Origin of the sequence: Nevskia sp. (assembly GCF_021732705.1) — a bacterium.
GTDB lineage: Bacteria > Pseudomonadota > Gammaproteobacteria > Nevskiales > Nevskiaceae > Nevskia.
Genome location: NZ_JAKFUM010000003.1, coordinates 479,388 through 499,163 on the forward strand (window position 1 = coordinate 479,388; position 19,776 = coordinate 499,163).

Here is a 19,776-nt window from a genome sequence, read left to right on the forward strand (position 1 = left end):
CCTCGCGCTGTTCCGGTTCCGTGTGCTGCATCGTGGTCATGCCTGCGATGCTGGCAACGGAATACCGGCGCAGGGCGGCGATGACGCTTCTGGAACACTTGCTCCCGTGATTCGACTGGTTGCCACGCGCCGATGAGCGCCATCCTGCTGCTGGCGCTGTGCCTTGGCATCGGGCTCGCGATGGCGCGTCACGAACGCCTGCCGGCCGGTGCCCCGCAGGCGCTGAACTTCTGGATCGTCAATGTCGCGCTGCCGGCGCTGATTCTGGTCGAGATCCCGAAGCTGCAATTCTCGCGCGAGCTACTGTTCCCGGCGCTGGCACCGTGGCTGGTGTTCCTCGGCGCCGTGGCGATCTTCGGCTTCATCGGCCCGCGGCGTGGCTGGAGCCGCGGCACCACCGGCGCAATGATCCTGACCTGCGGGCTCGGCAACACGGCCTACATGGGGCTGGCGATGGTCGAATCGCTGCGCGGCCCGATGGCGGTCGGCCCGGCCGTGATCGCGGACCAGTTCGGCTCGTTCATCGCGCTGTCGACCGGTGCCGTCGTCGTCGCCACGGTCTATGCCGGCGCGCCGCCGCGGCTCGACGAGATCGTGCGCCGCCTGTTCGGCTTCACGCCGTTTCTCGCGCTGCTGGTGGCGCTGGCGCTGTGGCCGCTCGGCGGCCTGCCGGACGTGCTGCAGAAAGTGCTGACCCGCATCGGCCAGACCCTGACGCCACTGGCGCTGTTCTCGGTCGGCCTGCAGCTGCAGCTGCGCGGCATCGGCGAAAGCCGCGGCAAGCTGATCGCCGGGCTCGGCTGGAAGATGGCGGTGGCCCCGCTGCTGGTGTTCGGCATCGCGCTGGTCGGCGGGCTCGGCGGCAATGTCAACGCCGTGGCCGGCATCCTGCAGTGCGCGATGCCGCCGATGATCACGGCCGGCATCCTCGCCGAGCAGAACAACCTGGACCCGAAGCTCGCCAACCTCGTGATCGGCGTCGGCACGGTGCTGTCGCTGCTGACCTTGCCGCTGGCGTCGGCGCTGCTCTGAGCCGTTGACGCCGCGATCAATGTGTATCTGACCCCAATTCTTCGAAGCGCGGCCTAGGGCTGTGACGGCTTGGCGCTGCCGGCCTGCAGTTGTGCCACCGCCGCGTCGATCCTCTGCTGCAGCAGCCGCTGTCCCAGTTCGACGCTGGCCTTGTCCGGCCGTCCGGATGAGCCCGGGCCGGGCGGCGTGCGGTACGGCGCCCAGCGCTCCGGCGCCAGCCGATCCCGCCGCACCAGTGCCGGCGCCACGGCCAGCAGTTCCGAGGTGTCGACCAGCCCGGCATGATCGCCGGCATCGGCCGGATCGGCACCGGCCGCCTTGACCCGCTCGGCCAGCGGCGCGGGCTCGTAGTAGCGATCCAGATGGACGATGGTCACGCCGCGTGTCCCGAGGGTCGCGTTCAGCTTCTGCGCGAGCGCCGCCTGCAGCGGCTGGCTGCCGCCGTGATCGCCCATCAGCACGATGCGGGTGAAGCCGGCCAGCGCGAGGCTGGTCACCGCGTCGTCGAGCACGGCGGTCATCGTGGTGTCGCGCAGGCTGATCGTGCCCGGCCACTGCATGTGCGCCGTGCGCGGCGCGGTGCCGCCGGCGGGCGAGAACGGAATGACCGGCGCCACTAGGGTCTGGCCCACGCGGCGAGCAATGGTGTCGGCGGCCGCACGGACGATGGCGTTGTGCTTCGCGAACGCCATCGCCGGGCCGTTCTGCTCGATGCCGCCGATCGGGATCAGCACCGTCGTCGCGCCGGCCTTGATCCGCTCGGCCAGCTCCGGCCAGGTCAGTTCATCCAGCTGAACGGTGGAAGCTTCGGCCGCCGCTTGAACGCGCGGCGCGGCCATCAGCATGACCGCGATCAGGATGGTGGAGGCCACCGTGCCCGTCGCCGCGTCACCCCGGCGCGTCAGCCGCTTCCACGCCGCCACGAAGGGGGCGAAGTACAGCGTGCGGACCGAATGCCACTGGCCATCGGTGCCGTCGCCGAGGCCCATCGCGGTCACCTCGTTGGTCGCGGCCGGCACATGCAGCGAGCCGTACCAGCGATCCCAGATGCCGAGTTCGAAGCCGCGGTTCTTGCCCCAGTGCGCCGGGTTCGCGGAATGGTGGATCTGGTGATGCGCCGGGCTGATCCACCAGCCATCGAGCGGCCCGTAGCGGAACCAGACCTGCCAGTGCTTCAGGTTGGCGATCAGTCCGGACAGGCCGATGACGAAGTTCGCGCCGAGGAACGTGAATGCCGTCACGGCATCGGCATACAGGTACAGGAACAGGCCGGTTACCAGTGATGTCAGCACGGCCGTCACGGTCAGCGTCAGCAGCAAGTCGACCGGATGAACGCGGAATGCGGTGATCGGCGTCAGCACTTCGGCCGAATGGTGCACCTTGTGGAACTCCCACAGCAGCGGCACGTCGTGCAGCAGCGTATGCGCGAGCCAGCGGCCGAGGTCGTAGGCAACGAAGAACAGCAGCGTGTAGACCAGCTTCGTGCCGACACCGGCCGACCAGCCCGGTGACGCCCCGAACCCGAAGGCGAGGGCGCTGGCCACCGCGTCCGCCAGCCAGGCCGACGACAGCACCAGCGGCACCACGATCACTGCGAAGACCAGCGCGTTGACCAGGTAATAGCGGTAGTCGGCCCGTGCCGATGGATGCCACCACTGCCCGCGGCTGAAGTGCCGGCTGCGGAAGCTGCCCGGCGTGCCGCGCTCGAACCAGCGCCAGCCCAGCCAGCCGAGCAGCAGCGTCGCCAGCAGATAGGGCCAGTACAGCGGCGACGACCGATCAAGGAAGAAGAACAGCGCGCGCGCCACCGGCCGCACGACCGTCGTCAGCAGATCCATCATCAGCGGCGAGCTTGCCAGGTCAGCGGCCATCGGGGCATCGGGACGGAACACCAGCCCCGATTATGGCCCGTGCGGGCTGCCTGCTCCGTTGTCGCCGATTGGCGGCAGCAGTCCTCTGCCCTAAACTGCGCGCCGCAGGACTCAGCGCCTCGCCCCGCGTCGCCGGCTTAGCTCAGTTGGTAGAGCAACTGATTTGTAATCAGTAGGTCGTCAGTTCGATCCTGACAGTCGGCACCATCAAATCAATGGCTTGCGCGACGTGACGCATCTTTCCAAGTCTTCTCGGGTGTTCGCGCCGCCGTGTGCGGCCTTTTCTGTGAGTCATGGCGCGAGCGGTGCACGTCCCGCATCTCGTCCAGGCTACGCGCTCATGTGACGAGCCTGAGCAGCACGGCGCCAGCCGCGGCAATGTGGGCCAGCGTGATCAGCACGGATATGCCGTGCAGCCGTGCGAACTGCTTGCGATCTCCGCGATCGGTGGCGCGGTTGATGGCCGGCATCAGGATCTGACGCGTGGGCACGGTCGTTGCGGCGATCAGCGCGAGGAGCACGGCGGTTGAGGCCTCCGCGCTCGCCAGCATCAGCAGCGCTGCAGCCGCCCCACTGGTACCGATCACGAACAAGTAGAACGGCGGAAAGGCCTTGCGAATCAACAGCCGCGCCTCGGCCACCGGCATGACCTTGAACAGGAATGCGGCAAAGCCCGCTGCGAACAGCAGCATCCCGCCGAACAGCCATGCGGTGATCAGCAGCGCGACTGACCCTGCCAGATCGGCGATCATTCGCGGTCCACCCGGTGTCTGTCGTGACGCGGGACGCGGGCGCTACACATAACGGCAAACCCGCACGGCGTGCGCCGATCCGTGGCCGACCATGCCCAGCCACAGGCGCATCAATGGGCCGGGCTTGTTGTTCCAGCGCGAACCCGCGTCATTGCGGTGCGCGACTTCATCGGCCTGACAGGAGACGAGCAAGTCGCGCAGCTGCTCGAGCTTTTCGAGATGGGCCGTGACGCGCGCGTCGCCGGCAATGGCAGTCGCATTCGCGCTCGCGGACGGATCGGGCTCCGTCAACGCGTCGATCTGCTCGATCTGCGCGGCGTAGTGACGATCGACGAACGTCTCGACTGCCTGGATCGTCGCGTAGACGGCGCGCGGACCGAACAAGGCGGGCACGGCACCGGTCAGCCAGCCGGACAGTCGCCACAACGGCAGCAATGCGCTACGGGAACGCGGCGGCACGACGGCCTCGATCAGGCCGAGGTGCCGCTGTTCGGTTTCGAGATGGTGCCGGGCGAAGGCGCGCAACTCGGGCTTTCGCGTGATCGCCAGCACACCGCGATAGATCATCACGGCGCCGGTCTCGCCGGCATGGTCGGTTCGGAGTTCGCGTAGCAGTTCGCGAGGAAAGGCCTCCGAGACGGTCGCGCCGGATCGGCCGCGCCACAGCGGTCGGATCACGAGGAAAACCGTGTACAGCTGATCGAGCACCGGCAGCATCCCGGGCAGCCGAGCCAGCCTCGCGAGCCAGCGCCAGCGCGGCAGGTGCGACCAGATTTCCGCGAAGGCTGCGGCACCCCGCAACAGCGTTCCGTCGGCACGGCGGACATGCATTCGCGCCAGTGCAGTGGCGGCATCGAGATCGGGGCCGAGTTCGGCTGGGCTGCCGGCATGAGCATCGACCCAGCGCAGTGATTCTCCGCCTTCGGTTCGCTGATAGCTTGCGATCTCGGCGCGGCACAACGGGCAGCCGCCGTCGTAGTAGACACACAGCGTATCGGCAGCGACGACTGTCTGGTGATTCGGGGTCAGGGCTTCAGGGTGGGTAGACATGGGTCGGAAGGGCAAGAAGTTGCACGGCGTTACGGCCGGACCGTGATCGCGGATGCCACGCCGTGGCCCACGGGCTGTCTCATAGGCAGCCTCAATGCCGGTGGTTGAACGAGCATCCAAGTGCGCAGCTCATCCGCAGCGTCGAGGTTTGCTGTCGTGTCGACGGCACACGCCGCTGGATCGGCCCGGAACGCCGATCGCAGCCCATCGCGGTCCGCAGCTCGGAATCCGCGGGCGCCGCGATCTGATCGGCCACGCGGAGAAACGCCTCTCCCATCGGAACCGGTCGCTCTATCGTGGGCGTGTCGCACATCCGAGCCGTTGCTTTGGAAGGCCTGACCAAGACGTGCTGAGCCTGCGAAGTCGCGCATGAACAACGCCGAGGAAGTCGCTAAGCTCGGTATCACCGATTGCCTCAGTCTCTCGGCTGCGCACACCAAGCACTGGTACGCGCCTTTGACCAGTGGCGAGCACGCTCCTCCACGATCGCAGGTGTGGAAATCGGGGCACTGTGGAAGATTCGTTCGACCAGCCGTTGCAGGCATACCATTGCTTCTCGCAAGAGGGCATGTGCCGTCGAGCAGGTTCAGGCCGCTGACGCCAATCATTCAACCGCAGGACAGGGCGATGTCGATCATCAAGGCCGTCTGCAGTATCGCGATTACCGGGCTCCTGAGCATCTCATGCCTGACCATGGGGCCGGCATTCGCCGGCAACACCAACACGGCCACAGAACCCGCTCCGAATGCGTCGCCCGAAGCCATCGTCGACGCCCAGCTTGCCGCCTATAACCGACGGGATCTCGAGGGGTTTCTCGATTTCTACGCGGAGGATGCGATCCTTGCGAATCACCCCGATCAGGTCACGCAAACCGGCAAGGCCGAAATCCGCGCAAGATACCGGCAGCGCTTCAGTCACCCGGACGTTCACGCTGAGATCATCGAACGCGTGACCTTCGGCAGGTTCGTCATCGATCACGAGCGCGTCGTGGCAGCGCCTCCAGCGAAGGGAACGCTGGAAGCAGTCGCTGTCTACGAGGTCAGCGCCGGCAAGATTGTCCGGGTCACGTTTCTCAAGAACTGATGCCGCCGAAGCGCAGCGATGCAGCCCAGAAGATACTTCGTGATCGCGAGGTTCAGGACAGTCTTGCCGATTCATGACTGACCGGCTTCTCATTCGACGCAACGGCAGGATCAGGAGCGGAGGCTCGCGTTACATGCAATGCGCCGATGCCCTGTCTCTGCCGTGCACGGCCAGTGAGGTCCGCGACAGCGCGCAGCGTATGGCTCGATGACTGACTTGCTCAGCCTGATCGGCATCGGATTCGGACTGTTTCGGGCCAATGTCGATTCGCTGCTGTCTGAATGTCGCCACACGCGTGAGTGGAACGCATCACGTCGGCCAAACCGCTCGGTCGATGTGACGCGACGCGCGCTTTCGGGAGGCAGCAACCCATGAGAAAGATGCTCGATGATTATCCTGCGCTCGCTGCCGCTGTCCGAAGGCTTGTGTCGGCCGAGGTGACTGCGAAAGAGGCTGCGGACCTGATGGCCCGCGTCGGTTCGGAGACGCAATCGATACCGATACGGCGAATGGACCTGTGGGAAAACACACTGCGAGCGGAGGCGTGGACAGCTGAACCTGGCGATGGGAAACAACGCTGGAAGTTCTGGGTTCGCCCGCGTCGATTCATCTCGTGGATCGACCTGTGCAGCCACGATGGTCGCAAGCGGGAGGCCGCATTGCGAATGACCACGGGCGGCGCACCGAGCGCTTTCCTGCTTGCACTCGCGTTCAGGCGGTTGAATGACTGGGTCCCCGAAGTCAGGGCTGCCGCGAGAGCGGCAATTCCGGACCTGGCCTTGAACTCCAAGCCCGAGGACGTCGCCGATGTGCTTTGGAGCCTGTTGCCCATCTGGAATAACTGGGGCCGAATGCAGGCCGTCGATCGAGACACTGTTGCCGCCATTGCCGCATTCGACCGTGTCTCGCGCGCACTTCGTGCCAGAGTGATGGGAGCAACGGTGGGGCCAGCGTCTTTCGTTCTGTCTCAATGCGCACGCATCGGTTGTTTCGAGCATGGCATTCACGAATTCGCTCAAGGCGCAGCCCAGCCGGCGGTACGGGCACGCGCCTTCCGGTGGCTGCTCATGGGGCGAACCGATTGGGTCGTGGGTTACCAGTGGAAATGGACCGATCACGCCTACTGCAAAGGAAGGCTCGAAGCCATGCTGGAGTCCCAAGCCATTCCAGTGAAACCATCGTTCATGACGACGCTTGACGCCGCGATGTCGGACCCATCGCCGATGGTCCGTCGAGTTGCGGCCGAGTTTCTCATCCGCGAACTTCACACACTGGGCGATCATGCATTTGCGCTCGCGCAGAAAGCAGCTTCCGATGTCAGTCCGTCCGTTTCTGAACGAGGAAACTTCGCTTTGAAGCAACTCGGTAACGACGATTCACGTGCAGCGAAGTGCATGGCATGACCATACGGTCAAGCGCGTGAACGCTTGCAGGCCAACCTCAAGTTTCCGTGCGAGGGAGATGATCTCCCGCGGCCGAAAGGCAGCATTCGGTCGGCGGCATGCTGCTGGGCAGTTTGACGGCATGGCGCGATGACATGACTCGCGGCTGACAATTGCGAGATATGCCGATACTCATGCATGCCCCATGTGCTCGCTCGGACGGCGCTTATCGTGGCGTGATCACGGGCAGTAAACTTGTTGTTTCCTGACGCAGTTCTCCAACCTCGCGAGACGTGTAGATGCCCGTCATCAGATCCGAAAGTTTTCTCGTGGAGGAAACGTCGTCAAGCAGCGTCTCGGCTCCGAACCGTGATCTGTGGATCAGCGAGCCCGGCGGCCTCACCCAGTTTGGCGCTTTTGTGCAAGAGATACAGCCTGGTGCCCGTTCGTCGATCAAGCATTGGCACAGCGCCGAGGATGAACTCGTGTATGTGCTTGACGGTGTGCTGACAGTCATCGAGGGGGAGACATGCTTCGTCATCGGTCCAGGCGATGCCGCAACGTTCAAGGCAGGTGTGCCGGCAGGCCACTGTTTGTGGAATCAGACTGATTCGATCGTGCGGTGTCTGGTTGTCGGCACGCGTGCACCGCTTGATCGCGTGACCTATCCTGATCATGAGCGAGTGTGTGTTCGTGATCGAAGCCAGCCCGAAGACATCTGGACCGATTTGGCCGGCAAGCCCGCCGGCAGCCCCTATGCCGAGTGATCCATGACCCGGCGGCCGCAGTTACCGACTGCTCCCGCAAGCCGGCTGATCAGTCGCCGCGCGATCGCGGCTGGTGCCGGGTTCCTGTTTTAGTCCTCCTCCAAAGTCCGATGTCCACACCGCAGTTCTTCGTCAACGCATCCGCCTTTCGTTCGTGGCTGGAAGCACACGCTGCATCTCGAACCGAGCTGCTGGTCGGCTTCCACAAGGTTGGCTCCGGCCAGCCGAGCATGTCATGGCCTGAATCGGTAGACGAAGCCTTGTGCTTCGGATGGATTGACGGTGTCCGCAAGCGCATCGACGATCATTCCTACTCGATCCGATTCACGCCGAGGAAGGCCGGCTCGATCTGGAGCGCCGTCAATATCGCGAAAGTCGAAAAGCTCGTGGCTGAAGGACGAATGACAGATGCCGGCATGAAGGCGTTTGCACGTCGCACCGCGCACAAGTCGAAGGTCTATGCCTATGAACAGGCATCAACCGCTGAGTTGTCGCCCGAGGAGCTGCAGGAGTTCAAGCGGGATGCCGAAGCGTGGCACTACTTCGAGTCAACGCCGCCCAGCTACAGGCGCGTCATCCTTCACTGGATTGCCTCTGCCAAGAAAACGGAAACGCGAGCCTCGCGTTTCTCGGCCCTGCTCTTGGCCTGCGCATCTCGCCAACGCCTGAGGTGAGGATGGAAGCCGCGGCGCAAGTGTTCGGTGGACATGTCTGGGCCCGTTCTTCTGTGCGCCCTTGCTGCTGATGGGGTCGGTCCGCGGTCGTGTACCCAACGTCGTCGAACATGTGGAAACAGGCAATCAGTCCAGCCTGCGCACCGTCATCCCAGGCACATCAAGCCACATCCACGCGTGCCGACATGCGTGCACTGAGGGCAATGCGTCGCGCCGTTCGTCGCCACTCACTTGACGGCTTCTGCTCCGCGGGAGCGTAATTTCGCCGTCAGCGGATAGACCGCGGACACTCGCCAACGGATCGTTGGCAACGCGATAAGGAGCTTATCGCCATGCAGTTTGATCTACTCGTGTTCATCGGGCGATTTCAGCCCTTTCACAACGGCCACCTTGCTGTCGTCCGCCAAGGTCTTGCCGAAGGACAGCATGTCCTGGTGTTGGCCGGTTCGGCCGACCGCCCCCGCAATATCCGTGATCCGCTGACCGCGGACGAGCGCGCCCAGATGATTCTGGCGTGCCTCACACGTGAGGAGCAATCGCGCGTCTCCATCGCGCCGCTGCGTGACGCGACGTACAACGACGCGATCTGGATCCGCAACGTGCAGGCGGCGATCTTCAGCTGTCTTCAGACCATGTTTCCGGGCCGAAAGCCGGAAGGCCTGCGGATTGGTCTGGTGGGCCACAGCAAGGATCGCAGCTCGTATTACTTGCGGCTGTTCCCGACCTGGGGCGCCGTCAATGTTGCGAACCACGAGGGCATCAGCGCGACCGATCTCCGGAAGCTGTACTTCACGCACCCGTTCGAGCAGGGAAGAGTACCTGCCGAAGTGGCCTTGATCTTCGAACAGCGCATGCCGAGCGCAAGTTACGAAAGCTTGCTGGCCTTCGCCCGCACGTCCGCTTACGCCGAACTCAAGGCGGAGCAGGATTTCGTCAATCGGTATCGCGAGCAGTTTGCCGGCCTCAAGTATCCGCCGACTTTCAACACGGTCGATGCCGTCGTTGTCCAGAGCGGCCACGTGCTGTTGATTCGCCGTGGCGCGCGCCCCGGTCTTGGCCAGCTTGCACTGCCGGGCGGTTTCATCCACGAAGACGAGACCGCACTCGATGCCTGCCTTCGCGAACTGCGCGAGGAAACACGGCTCAAGATTCCCGAGCCGGTGCTGCGCGGCTCGTTGACGGATCAGTGCCAGTTCGACGATCCGTTCCGGTCCGTCCGCGGTCGCACGTTCACCACGGCATTTCGCTTCGACCTCAGGCCCGACACCACCCTTCCGAAGGTCAAGGGCGGCGACGACGCCAGGGAAGCCTTCTGGGTGCCGCTGGCACAGGTACAGCCGGCAGACATGTACGAGGACCACTACTTCATCCTTCAGAAGTTGGTGGGCCTGTAGCACGATAGCTTGTTCAATCCGTCGGGATAGACCCGGCGGCCATCCATCAACGTAGAGGAGTTCTACGATGACGCTTCACGATCGCAAGAATCTGATTCTCAACACCGACAGTTACAAGCTGAGCCACTTCCTCCAGTATCCCGAGGGCACGGAGGTCATCAACAGCTACATCGAGCCGCGTGGCGGCGGCCTGAAGGACGTCGTCTTCTTCGGCCTTCAGGCGTTCGTCAAGGCGTATCTGAGCCAGCCCATCACGCGGGCGGCCATCGACGAGGCCGAGGAACTGGCGATGGCGCATGTCGGCTACTTCAACCGGGCTGGCTGGGAACGGATACTCGAAAGGCACGAGGGCTTCCTGCCCCTGGAGATCGAGGCGGTTCCCGAAGGTACCGTGCTCGACACCCGCATTCCCGTGGTGCAGATTCGGAACAGCGATCCCACGTTGCCGTGGCTGCCGAGCTACCTCGAAACGGCATTGCTGCGTGCCGTCTGGTACCCGACCACCGTTGCCAGCCTGAGCTTTGCCTGCAAGAAGGAATTGCGGCGATATCTCGACGAGACCAGTGATGATCCGGCCGCCGCGCTGCCGTTCCAGCTGCATGACTTTGGTGCGCGCGGCGCAGCCTCCGAGGAGGCGGCCGGCCTTGGCGGCGCCGGCCATCTGTTGAACTTCCTCGGCACGGACACGCTTGCGGCGCTGTCGGTCGCGCGAGAGTTCTACGACGAGCCGCTGGCCGGTTTCAGCATTCCGGCCAGCGAGCACAGCACGATGACCAGCTGGGGCAAGCCGGGCGAAGCCGAGGCCTATCGCAACATGATCGAGCGCTTCGCCGGGCCCGGGAAGATCGTCGCTTTCGTGGTCGACAGCTATGACCTGTGGAACGCGGTCGATCACATCGTTGGCGTCGAACTCAAGTCGCTGATCGAAAGCACCGGCGGCCGCGTCGTGATCCGTCCGGACAGCGGCGATCCGATCGCCGTGCTTCCGCGCTTGATCGAGCACCTGATGAAGCGCTTCGGCCATCGCGTGAACGGGAAGGGCTATCGCGTGCTGCCGGACTTCATCCGCGTCATTCAGGGTGATGGCGTCAATCTGGAGAGCCTGCCCCGGATTCTCGAAGCGCTGAAAATTCGCGGTATCGCCACCGAAAATGCCGCATTCGGCATGGGCGGTGGCCTGTTGCAGAAGGTTGATCGAGACACGATGAAGTGGGCGATGAAGGCCAGTCAGGCCGTGATCAACGGTCAGCCGCGCGACATCTTCAAGGACCCGGTGACGGATCCCGGCAAGCGCAGCAAGGCGGGACGCTGGGCCGTGGTACGCAAGGCCAATGGCTATGAGGGTGTACGAATCGAGGAACTGGCCGGCCGTGAAAATCTGCTTCGGCCGGTATTCCGGAATGGCAGGCTGCTGGTCGATGATCGGTTCGCCGAGCTGCGGACACGTACGGCGGCCGAGTTCGAACGGCTGATCACCGCCCCGCACGCTGGCCACTGACTCTGTTCGAATGCCAGCGCACGCGGGAGGTGGAGCACGTGATGGAACCGCGGTTCTGGGAGATCATCGTCAACGATGTCGATGATTCGGTCTAGGCCCGGCGAAACTCGCAGATCAAGCGCGCGCAGGGTTCAAGGAAACCGAGCGCAAGACCAAGCTTGCTACCGAAGACAAGAAGCAGTTGATCCGTGGAGCCCCGTTCGACGGGAAGCGATACCGGCTCGATGCGCGTCACTCGATCGGGTGCGTGAATATGGCAGGCCGGATCGAGATCGTCTCGATCGATGGTTCGGCTGGTCTGCCGGCAGCACGAGCGATGGTGCTTCAGCGTGCCGCAACGCGTGTGGGACTTGGAGTGCAGCCTGCTTCGAGCTATCGTCTGAGTCGCCTCGATCACGACGCCGGGCGCTTGCCGCGAGAATTCAACTTCTTGGTGAATTCTCGGCGTGCGATGGCCGAGCGCTCAGCTCACTCTCCCATGTTGTGACGCGGCTATGTGTGATGGATGCTGTCATGCAGGCAGGATCGACCTGCACATCCCAAGCTGTAGGAGCACTCGATGTCATCGAAGAAGCGTATCCAGTTCACGACCATCATCAACGCTCCGGTAGCCGTCGTCTGGCGTCATGTCATCTCGCCCGATAGCTACAGGCATTGGGCGGCAGCCTTCTCGGAAGGATCACATTTCGAGGGGTCCTGGGCGCAGGGTTCGGGAATTCGGTTCCTGTCTCCAACCGGAGATGGCATGGTGGCCGAGATCGCCGAGAACATCGCGCACGAGCGCATTTCCATTCGCCACTTCGGCTTCATCATGAATGGAGTCGAAGACACGACCAGTGATGCCGTCAAGGCTTGGGCGCCGGCGTTCGAGACCTATACGTTCGTCGCCCTGCGCGAAGGCACCCAGATGGTGGTTGATCAGGACGTTGCGGCTGAATGGGAGCAGTACATCAGTGAAGCCTGGCCGAAGGCGCTAGCACTGCTCAAGGCGCTGAGCGAGTCCTCTGCGGCCGAGACCTGATCGACGCGCCGGCCTTCTTCGCCGGATCAACGCCGACTCGCGCCTGCGCGGGAGGTGGTGGTCTCGACGTCATGGCGCAATGCGAATCGGAATGCGCGGGAGATCGGCACACTGTCCGATCGCGCGGATGCGCGCTTCGATTGGCCGATGCGTATCGAACCGGGCATCGGTCAGCCGGTCGACCAGCAGAGCAGACAGACCCCGCACGGAGCATCCGCAATTCGCGGGTGTCATCCACCAGCGACTGATCTGCAACCGCATCGGCCGACGGGCGACTCGGCTGCACGGAGGTGCTGGCCGCGCCTCGCCGACATCCAGTGTCGCTGAGCGCTGCGTGAGCTGGCTCCCGGTACGGTTCGATACCGGCCTCCAATGCGGCCGAGTCAACGCGTATGCCGACTGCGGCTTCTGGGAGCCGTGACGTGCGTCGCCGTAGTCGATCGCGAGTTGTCACGAACTCCCGCGGCGCCCCGCGACTGAGGGTCACGTCGGTCAATGCCTCGCAGACAGGAAGCTGTAAAGTGCAGCGGTGGTTCGCATCCAAGGAAGCTCGAGCGGCGGCGACCGAACTGCGAGTCCCTTAAGCCAGTTCGATGTCACCGAAGGTCAGGTGCTCCCACATGCGCTCGTAGACGCGGCCGGCCGTGACCTGGCGCGCCACCGTTTCGTCCGGCGTCAGCAGCGTGTGGTCACCATCCTGACCCAGGCTCATCAATCCTGTCTCGACTCTTGCGGCTTCTTCGAGAAACCACGACAGCGCAAGCGCTTCGACCAGGTCGATTCCGACGACGACTGCGCCATTGGCACGCATCACCAGCGCATTGCCACTGCCGAGCGTTTCGGCCAGCCGCGCAGCCGCGGCATCGTCGCGCAGCAGGCGCGGGTCGTCCCAGAGCACCGGGCCGGAGCCGTCCGGCTTGGCGAAGTAGGCGCCGAAGCCGTGTCGCGCGCGCGGCGTGCGCTTCAGCAGCGCCAGCAGGCCGGTCTGCGGCGGCATGATCCGGCAGATCGCGCCGACTTCCGGCCGGCGCGCATAGACCTGCTGATGGATGCGCACTTCGCCGAGCACGCCATCCGGCAGCGGTCCGGAGGTGCGGACGACGCTGCCGGTGTCAGTCGGCAGCAGGGTGCCCATCGGCTTCGCGGCACAGACCAGGAAGTGCTCGACATCGAGCCGGACGCTGCAATGCCCGTAGGCATGGACGAGGCCGCTGCGGGCCAGCGCGCGCGCCGCCTGGCGCAGCGCGCGTTCGGTGTTTTCGGTGGCGACAGGGGTATTCGGGAACGCGCTCACGACATTCATTTCCTGACCGATCAAGAGGTTCGATTTGTAACTTACAAGCCGTACAGCCGGAATGTTGAAAGCTGTGTCGGGAGATAGTACGGTACCTGCCTGACGGGTGGCGAGTGCGCTGCGAGCCGACGCCCAACGTCAAAAGCAACCGTTCAACGCAAAGGCGTAAAGAACGGCCAAAACGAGGACGCAAAGGAAAGCCAAGAAAGAAGAATAATGCTTCGAGTAAAAGCGGCCCTGCAGTTTCGATCCCTTACTTTCTGTAGCTGTTCTTTGCATCCTTTTTGTTCCCTTTGCGCCTTTGCGTTGAACTTTTGCTGTCGCCATGGCAACACCAACGAGACAAGCCGACATGAGCAACAAGATCCGCTGCGCGATCATCGGCCCCGGGAACATCGGGACCGACCTGCTGTACAAGTTGAAGCGTTCGGCCGTGCTGGAGCCGGTGTGGATGGTCGGCGTCGATCCGGAATCCGAAGGTCTGGCCCGGGCTCGCGAATACGGCCTGCAGACGACCTCCGACGGCGTCGCCGGCCTGCTGCCGCACGTGCTGGCCGATGGCGTGCAGATCGCCTTCGATGCCACCAGCGCCTACGTCCACAAGGCCAACTCCGACGCGCTCACCGCGCTCGGCGTACTGATGATCGATCTGACGCCGGCGGCGATCGGCCCGTTCTGCGTGCCGCCGATCAACCTGAAGCGCCATGCCGGCTCCGGCGAGCGCAACGTCAACATGGTCACCTGCGGTGGCCAGGCGACGATTCCGATGGTCTACGCCGTCTCCCGCGTGCAGCCGGTCAAGTACGCCGAGATCGTCGCGACGGTCGCCTCGAAGTCGATCGGCCCCGGCACCCGCAAGAACATCGACGAGTTCACCCGCACCACGGCTGCGGCCGTGAAGAGCGTCGGCGGTGCCGAGCGCGGCAAGGCGATCATCATCGTCAACCCGGCCGAGCCGCCGCTGATCATGCGCGACACCGTCCACTGCCTGACGGTCGACGCGCCGAAGCAGAAAGAGATCGAGGAATCGGTCCGCGACATGCTCGCCGAAGTCCAGAAGTACGTCCCCGGCTACCGGGTGATGAACGGCCCAGTCTTCGACGGCAACCGCGTCACCACCTTCCTGCAGGTGGAAGGCTTGGGCGACTACCTGCCGAAGTACGCCGGCAACCTCGACATCATGACCGCCGCCGCCGCACGCACCGCCGAGATGTTCGCCGAAGAAATCCATGCCGCCGAGAGGCGTGAGGCGGAAGGCGTGAGGCGTGACAGCAACGCCGTCGCGAAGGACCAGGCCTGACCCTGCGGCTGTTCCGCCTCACTCCTCACCCCTCACCCCTCACGAGTAAGCCATGAATCTGAAAGGCATCGCGGTCAAGACCCATGACATGTCGCTGCGTGACGGCATGCACCCGAAGCGCCACCAGATCAGCATCGAACAGATGCAGAAGATCGCCACTGGCCTCGATGCCGCCGGCGTGCCGCTGATCGAAGTCACCCACGGCGATGGTCTCGGCGGTGGCAGCGTCAACTACGGCTTCGCCGCCGCCAGCGACGAGGACTACCTCCGCGCCGTCATCCCGCTTCTCAAGCAGGCCAAAGTCTCCGCCCTGCTGATCCCGGGCATCGGCACCGTCGACGACCTGAAAGTGGCCGCCGACTGCGGAATCCACACGGTCCGGGTCGCCACCCACTGCACCGAGGCCGATGTCAGCGAGCAGCACATCGTCGCGGGCAGAAAGCTCAACCTCGACACCGTCGGCTTCCTGATGATGGCTCACATGAGCGAGCCGGAAGCGCTGCTCAAGCAGGCCCGACTGATGGAGAGCTACGGCGCCCAGACCATCTACGTCACCGACTCGGCCGGCTACATGCTGCCGGACGATGTCACGGCCAGAATCGGCCACCTGCGCCAGCACCTGAACCCGGACACCGAACTCGGCTTCCATGGTCACCACAACCTGTCGATGGGCGTGTCGAACAGCCTCGCCGCCATCGAAGCGGGTGCGCGGCGCATCGACTGCGCCTGCGGCGGCATGGGCGCCGGTGCCGGCAACACGCCGCTCGAAGTGTTCATCGCGGTGGCCAACCGGATGGGTATCGAGACCGGGGTCGACCTGTTCAAGGTCACCGATGTTGCAGAAGACCTGGTCACCCCGATCCTCGACTTCCCGGTGCGCATCGACCGCAACTCGCTGACGCTCGGCTATGCCGGCGTCTACTCGAGCTTCCTGCTGTTCGCCCGCCGCGCCGAAGCCAAGTACGGCGTGCCGGCAAGAGAAATCCTGATCGAGCTGGGCCGCCTGAAGATGGTCGGCGGTCAGGAAGACATGATTGAAGACACCGCCATCAACATGGCTCGCGAGCGTGGGCTGCTGGCAGCCTGAGATCGTGAACAAGGCCACCACCACCTTCCGCGCGGCGCGCGACCTGTTGCTGCGCCATCGCAGCGACTACACGTCCGCGATGCGCGAGTTCGCCTGGCCGCAGTTGCCCAGCTTCAACTGGGCGCTCGACCATTTCGATGATCTGGCGCGCGGCAACGGCAGCACTGCGCTGTGGATCGTCGATGACGCCGGCAACGAGCTGAAGCGCTCGTTCGAAGAACTGCGCATCGCTTCCAATCGCACCGCCAACTGGCTGCGCGCACTCGGCGTGCGGCGTGGCGATCGCCTGCTGGTGATGCTGCCGAATCGGGTCGAGCTGTGGGAAGTGATGCTGGCGGCGATCAAGCTCGGTGCGGTGCTGGCACCGGCGACGCAGATCCTGTCGGTGGCCGACCTTCAAGACCGCATCGAGCGCGGCGACATGCGCGCGGTGATCGCCGATGAGGCCAGCACGGCCAAGTTCGATGGCATCGCCGACGGCAGGCTCAAGATCGTCGTCGGTGGCGAAGCCGAGGGCTGGACTGCGTACTCGGAAGCGGCACATGCCGCAGACGGCTACACCGCCGATGGCGCGACCGAGGGCAGCGATCCCTGCGTGCTGTATTTCACGTCCGGCACTACCTCGAAGCCGAAGATGGTGCTGCACACCCAGACCAGCTATCCGGTCGGTCATCTGAGCACGATGTACTGGCTCGGCCTGCAGGCCGGCGACGTGCATCTGAACATCAGCTCGCCGGGCTGGGCCAAGCACGCCTGGAGTTGCTTCTTCGCGCCCTGGCAGGTCGGTGCGACGGTGTTCATCTACAACCAGGGCCGCTTCGATGGCGCGAAGACCTTGGCGACCATCGTCCGCTGTGGCGTCACCAGCCTGTGTGCGCCGCCGACGGCTTGGCGCAGCCTTATCCTGGAAGACCTGAGGGCCTATCCGGTCGCGCTGCGCGAGCTGACCAGCGCCGGCGAGCCGCTGAATCCGGAAGTGATCGAACAGGTCAAAGCTGCATGGGGCATCACCATCCGCGAAGGCTTCGGCCAGACCGAATCGACCGCGATGCTCGGCAACCCGCCGGGTCAGCCGGTGCGTTACGGCTCGATGGGCCGGCCGCTGCCGGGTTATCAGATTGATCTGCTCGATCTCGATGGCACGGTGGCCCGGGAAGGCGAGATTTCAGTTCGGCTGAGCCCGCGCCCGACCGCGATCATGGCCGGCTACGCGGGCGACGACGCGAAGACGCGGAAAGCGCTCGGTGGCTCGCACTACGGCACCGCCGATGTCGCGTCGATCGACGCTGATGGCTACTACTGGTACGTCGGTCGTACTGATGACGTGTTCAAGAGTTCGGACTACCGCATCTCGCCGTTCGAGCTGGAAAGCGCCTTGCTCGAACATCCGGCGGTCGCCGAAGCGGCCGTGTTCGAAAGCCCGGACTCGAAGCGTCTCTGCGTGCCCAAGGCCTGCGTGATCCTGACACCCGGCCATGCACCGACAGCGGACACCGCGAAAGTGATCCTGCAGTTCGCGCGCGAGCGGCTGGCGCCGTACCAGAAGATCCGCGTGCTGGAGTTCTGCGAGCTGCCGAAGACCGTGTCCGGCAAGGTCAAGCGCAACGAACTGCGCGCCACCGAAGCCGAGCGCCGTGCGTCCGGAACCCGCGGTCCGCACGAGTATTTCGACACCGATTTCCCCGAGCTGCTGGATACCCGACGCGCCTGAGCCCCGCTCAACTGCCGCGCATCATCTGAACCGGAAGACCGCCATGAACGCACCCGTCACGCCCGAGTCGAAGCCGATTCCGCTGTCCGAACTGCCGGTCGTCTGGACCGACAAGGAAAAGCATCGCTTCAAGGTCGCCCGGCGCAGCTTCGTCGACCCGGACATCCTGAAGACCGAATACGAGACGATCTTCAATAAGTGCTGGCTGTACCTCGGTCACGAGTCGGAACTTGCCAAGCCGGGCGACTTCGTGACCCGCATCGTTGCCAAGCGCAGCATCCTGTTCACCCGGGACGCCAGCGGCAAGATCAATGCGATGTTCAACACCTGTCCGCATCGCGGTGCGCAGGTTTGCCGCGAGCGCAAGGGCAACGCCAAGTCGTTCCAGTGCTTCTATCACGGCTGGGTGTTCGGCTCTGACGGCAAGCTCAAGAGCCAGCCGGGTGCCGAGTGCTATCCGGACGACTTCAACGCCGACGGCGATGCCAATCTGGTACCGGTGCCGCGGCTCGATTCCTACCGCGGCTTCTGGTTCATCTGCTTCGATGCCAACGTGCAGTCGCTGCCGGATTATCTGGCCGGCGCGAAGGAGTGGATCGACATCGTCGCCGACCAGTCGGAAACGATGATGACCCTGGTCGGCGGCACGCAGGAGTACCAGATTCGCGCCAACTGGAAGCTCTTGACCGAGAACTCGATCGACGGCTACCACGCGATGAACACTCACGCGACGTACGTCGACTACCTGAAGAACTCGCAGGGCTCGATGAGTCCGGTGCCGTTCGATGGCACCGGCTACGACCTTGGCAACGGCCACGCGGTGATCGAGTACCGCGCGCCCTGGGGGCGTCCGGTCGCGCAGTGGATTCCGCTGTGGGGCGAGGAAGGGAAAGTGGAGCTGGCGAAGGTCCACGCGCGGCTGGTCGAGCGCTTCGGACAGGCGCGCGCCGACCGCATCGCGTTCTCGAATCGCAACATGTTCATTTTCCCGAACCTGGTGATCAACGACATCATGGCGATCACCGTGCGCACCTATTACCCGACCGCGCCGGATGCGATGAATGTCTTCGGCTGGGCGCTGGCGCCGAACGAGGAAAGCGCGTGGGCGCGCAAGTATCGACTGTCGAACTTCCTCGAATTCCTCGGCCCGGGCGGCTTCGCGACACCGGATGATGTCGAAGCGCTGGAACAGTGCCAGCGCGGCTTCGAGTCGATGCTCGAAGCGCCGTGGAGCGACATCTCCAAGGGCATGAAGAAAGAAAAGGTCAACTACGACGACGAGCTGCAGATGCGCACGTTCTGGACCCAGTGGCAGGCCTGCACCAAGGCCACCGCGGCGCCTCGCACGGGAGACCGCTGATGAGCACGCTGACCCTCGCCACCGTCACCCGCGAGCAGGTCGAGGACTTCATGTTTCTCGAAGCGGAAATCCTCGACGAGTGGCGTCTGAAGGAATGGCTGACCTTGTTCACGCAGGACGCCACCTACAACGTGCCGGCCACCGACGTGGCCCCGAACGCCTCGCCGGACAGTGCGCTGTTCTACGTCGCCGATGATCGTTTCCGGCTCGAGCAGCGGGTCGAGCGCCTGCTGAAGCGCACCGCCCATGCCGAGTTCCCGCGCTCGAAGACGCGGCATCTGGTGTCGAACGTGCGCATTCGCAGCCGCTCGGAAACCGAACTCGATGTCGGTGCCGCCGTGCTGACCTACCGCACCAAGATGGGCCTGACCGAAACCTACATCGGCAGCTATCGCTACCGGCTGGTGGTCGAAGACGGCCGGCTGCTGATCCGCGAGAAGCGCTGCATTCTCGACATGGATGGCCTCAAACCCAACGGTCGCATCAGCATCATTCTCTGA

17 protein-coding genes and 1 tRNA gene are annotated in these 19,776 nt (G+C 64.2%); 14 read left to right on the plus strand and 4 right to left on the minus strand.

What is annotated here, in order from left to right:
* The first annotated feature begins 132 nt into the window (after window positions 1-132).
* Window positions 133-1,032: an AEC family transporter gene (locus QZ951_RS04490; protein ID WP_292998981.1), complete on the plus strand. Its 900-nt coding sequence runs from the start codon at window positions 133-135 to the stop codon at window positions 1,030-1,032.
* Window positions 1,033-1,085: 53 nt separating this feature from the next.
* On the opposite strand, the gene QZ951_RS04495 is transcribed toward QZ951_RS04490, so the two are convergent.
* Entirely contained in the window at window positions 1,086-2,903 is a 1,818-nt protein-coding gene (locus QZ951_RS04495; RefSeq protein ID WP_292998983.1) for a creatininase family protein, read from the minus strand.
* 131 nt (window positions 2,904-3,034) lie between these two features.
* On the opposite strand from QZ951_RS04495, the gene QZ951_RS04500 reads away from it, so the two are divergent.
* Window positions 3,035-3,110, plus strand: a tRNA-Thr gene (locus tag QZ951_RS04500).
* 131 nt (window positions 3,111-3,241) lie between these two features.
* On the opposite strand, the gene QZ951_RS04505 is transcribed toward QZ951_RS04500, so the two are convergent.
* Complete coding sequence (locus QZ951_RS04505) at window positions 3,242-3,643, minus strand: DUF4149 domain-containing protein (RefSeq protein WP_366943799.1); 402 nt, start codon at window positions 3,641-3,643, stop codon at window positions 3,242-3,244.
* A gap of 54 nt (window positions 3,644-3,697) precedes the next feature.
* A complete protein-coding gene (locus QZ951_RS04510; protein ID WP_292998987.1) occupies window positions 3,698-4,825 on the minus strand; it encodes a demethoxyubiquinone hydroxylase family protein in 1,128 nt (375 codons plus the stop codon).
* 507 nt (window positions 4,826-5,332) lie between these two features.
* Here QZ951_RS04510 and QZ951_RS04515 point away from each other — a divergent pair.
* The 7 genes from QZ951_RS04515 (at window position 5,333) to QZ951_RS04545 (ending at window position 12,524) form a co-directional block, all read left to right on the plus strand.
* Window positions 5,333-5,788 carry a nuclear transport factor 2 family protein gene (locus QZ951_RS04515; protein ID WP_292998989.1) on the plus strand — a complete coding sequence of 152 codons (456 nt, stop codon included), beginning with the start codon at window positions 5,333-5,335 and terminating at the stop codon, window positions 5,786-5,788.
* A 371-nt stretch (window positions 5,789-6,159) separates the two neighbouring features.
* Window positions 6,160-7,191, plus strand: coding sequence for a hypothetical protein (locus tag QZ951_RS04520; RefSeq protein WP_292998991.1), 1,032 nt, complete (start codon window positions 6,160-6,162; stop codon window positions 7,189-7,191).
* Window positions 7,192-7,469: 278 nt separating this feature from the next.
* Window positions 7,470-7,937, plus strand: coding sequence for a cupin domain-containing protein (locus QZ951_RS04525; protein ID WP_292998993.1), 468 nt, complete (start codon window positions 7,470-7,472; stop codon window positions 7,935-7,937).
* 110 nt (window positions 7,938-8,047) lie between these two features.
* Window positions 8,048-8,611, plus strand: coding sequence for a YdeI family protein (locus QZ951_RS04530; protein ID WP_292998995.1), 564 nt, complete (start codon window positions 8,048-8,050; stop codon window positions 8,609-8,611).
* Between the two features lie 332 nt (window positions 8,612-8,943).
* The gene (locus QZ951_RS04535; RefSeq protein ID WP_292998997.1) at window positions 8,944-10,005 is read left to right on the plus strand and encodes a bifunctional nicotinamide-nucleotide adenylyltransferase/Nudix hydroxylase; all 1,062 of its coding nucleotides are present in this window, start codon (window positions 8,944-8,946) and stop codon (window positions 10,003-10,005) included.
* 67 nt (window positions 10,006-10,072) lie between these two features.
* A complete protein-coding gene (locus QZ951_RS04540; protein ID WP_292998999.1) occupies window positions 10,073-11,503 on the plus strand; it encodes a nicotinate phosphoribosyltransferase in 1,431 nt (476 codons plus the stop codon).
* A gap of 559 nt (window positions 11,504-12,062) precedes the next feature.
* Window positions 12,063-12,524: an SRPBCC domain-containing protein gene (locus QZ951_RS04545; protein WP_292999001.1), complete on the plus strand. Its 462-nt coding sequence runs from the start codon at window positions 12,063-12,065 to the stop codon at window positions 12,522-12,524.
* Window positions 12,525-13,104: 580 nt separating this feature from the next.
* Here the strand turns inward: QZ951_RS04545 and QZ951_RS04550 are convergent.
* Window positions 13,105-13,827, minus strand: coding sequence for a class II aldolase/adducin family protein (locus QZ951_RS04550; protein WP_366943786.1), 723 nt, complete (start codon window positions 13,825-13,827; stop codon window positions 13,105-13,107).
* 343 nt (window positions 13,828-14,170) lie between these two features.
* Between QZ951_RS04550 and QZ951_RS04555 the strand changes: the two genes are divergently transcribed.
* The 5 genes from QZ951_RS04555 to QZ951_RS04575 are packed head-to-tail and all read left to right on the plus strand — an operon-like array spanning window position 14,171 to window position 19,776.
* Window positions 14,171-15,118 (plus strand): acetaldehyde dehydrogenase (acetylating), encoded by a 948-nt coding sequence (locus QZ951_RS04555; RefSeq protein ID WP_292999005.1) that lies wholly within the window; start codon window positions 14,171-14,173, stop codon window positions 15,116-15,118.
* Window positions 15,119-15,170: 52 nt separating this feature from the next.
* Window positions 15,171-16,205 (plus strand): 4-hydroxy-2-oxovalerate aldolase, encoded by a 1,035-nt coding sequence (dmpG, locus tag QZ951_RS04560; RefSeq protein ID WP_292999007.1) that lies wholly within the window; start codon window positions 15,171-15,173, stop codon window positions 16,203-16,205.
* A gap of 4 nt (window positions 16,206-16,209) precedes the next feature.
* Complete coding sequence (locus tag QZ951_RS04565) at window positions 16,210-17,916, plus strand: AMP-binding protein (RefSeq protein WP_292999009.1); 1,707 nt, start codon at window positions 16,210-16,212, stop codon at window positions 17,914-17,916.
* 43 nt (window positions 17,917-17,959) lie between these two features.
* Complete coding sequence (locus tag QZ951_RS04570) at window positions 17,960-19,276, plus strand: aromatic ring-hydroxylating dioxygenase subunit alpha (RefSeq protein ID WP_292999011.1); 1,317 nt, start codon at window positions 17,960-17,962, stop codon at window positions 19,274-19,276.
* The gene (locus QZ951_RS04575) at window positions 19,276-19,776 is read left to right on the plus strand and encodes an aromatic-ring-hydroxylating dioxygenase subunit beta (RefSeq protein WP_292999013.1); all 501 of its coding nucleotides are present in this window, start codon (window positions 19,276-19,278) and stop codon (window positions 19,774-19,776) included. Before QZ951_RS04570 ends, QZ951_RS04575 begins: the two co-directional genes overlap by 1 nt.

Bases quoted from the DNA above. Each gene is read 5' to 3' on its own strand.
- QZ951_RS04490 (WP_292998981.1), top strand. From the start codon at position 133: ATGAGCGCCATCCTGCTGCTGGCGCTGTGCCTTGGCATCGGGCTCGCG.
- QZ951_RS04495 (WP_292998983.1), bottom strand. From the start codon at position 2,903: ATGGCCGCTGACCTGGCAAGCTCGCCGCTGATGATGGATCTGCTGACG.
- QZ951_RS04515 (WP_292998989.1), top strand. From the start codon at position 5,333: ATGTCGATCATCAAGGCCGTCTGCAGTATCGCGATTACCGGGCTCCTG.
- QZ951_RS04520 (WP_292998991.1), top strand. From the start codon at position 6,160: ATGAGAAAGATGCTCGATGATTATCCTGCGCTCGCTGCCGCTGTCCGA.
- QZ951_RS04525 (WP_292998993.1), top strand. From the start codon at position 7,470: ATGCCCGTCATCAGATCCGAAAGTTTTCTCGTGGAGGAAACGTCGTCA.
- QZ951_RS04530 (WP_292998995.1), top strand. From the start codon at position 8,048: ATGTCCACACCGCAGTTCTTCGTCAACGCATCCGCCTTTCGTTCGTGG.
- QZ951_RS04535 (WP_292998997.1), top strand. From the start codon at position 8,944: ATGCAGTTTGATCTACTCGTGTTCATCGGGCGATTTCAGCCCTTTCAC.
- QZ951_RS04540 (WP_292998999.1), top strand. From the start codon at position 10,073: ATGACGCTTCACGATCGCAAGAATCTGATTCTCAACACCGACAGTTAC.
- QZ951_RS04545 (WP_292999001.1), top strand. From the start codon at position 12,063: ATGTCATCGAAGAAGCGTATCCAGTTCACGACCATCATCAACGCTCCG.
- QZ951_RS04550 (WP_366943786.1), bottom strand. From the start codon at position 13,827: ATGAATGTCGTGAGCGCGTTCCCGAATACCCCTGTCGCCACCGAAAAC.
- QZ951_RS04555 (WP_292999005.1), top strand. From the start codon at position 14,171: ATGAGCAACAAGATCCGCTGCGCGATCATCGGCCCCGGGAACATCGGG.
- dmpG (WP_292999007.1), top strand. From the start codon at position 15,171: ATGAATCTGAAAGGCATCGCGGTCAAGACCCATGACATGTCGCTGCGT.
- QZ951_RS04570 (WP_292999011.1), top strand. From the start codon at position 17,960: ATGAACGCACCCGTCACGCCCGAGTCGAAGCCGATTCCGCTGTCCGAA.
- QZ951_RS04575 (WP_292999013.1), top strand. From the start codon at position 19,276: ATGAGCACGCTGACCCTCGCCACCGTCACCCGCGAGCAGGTCGAGGAC.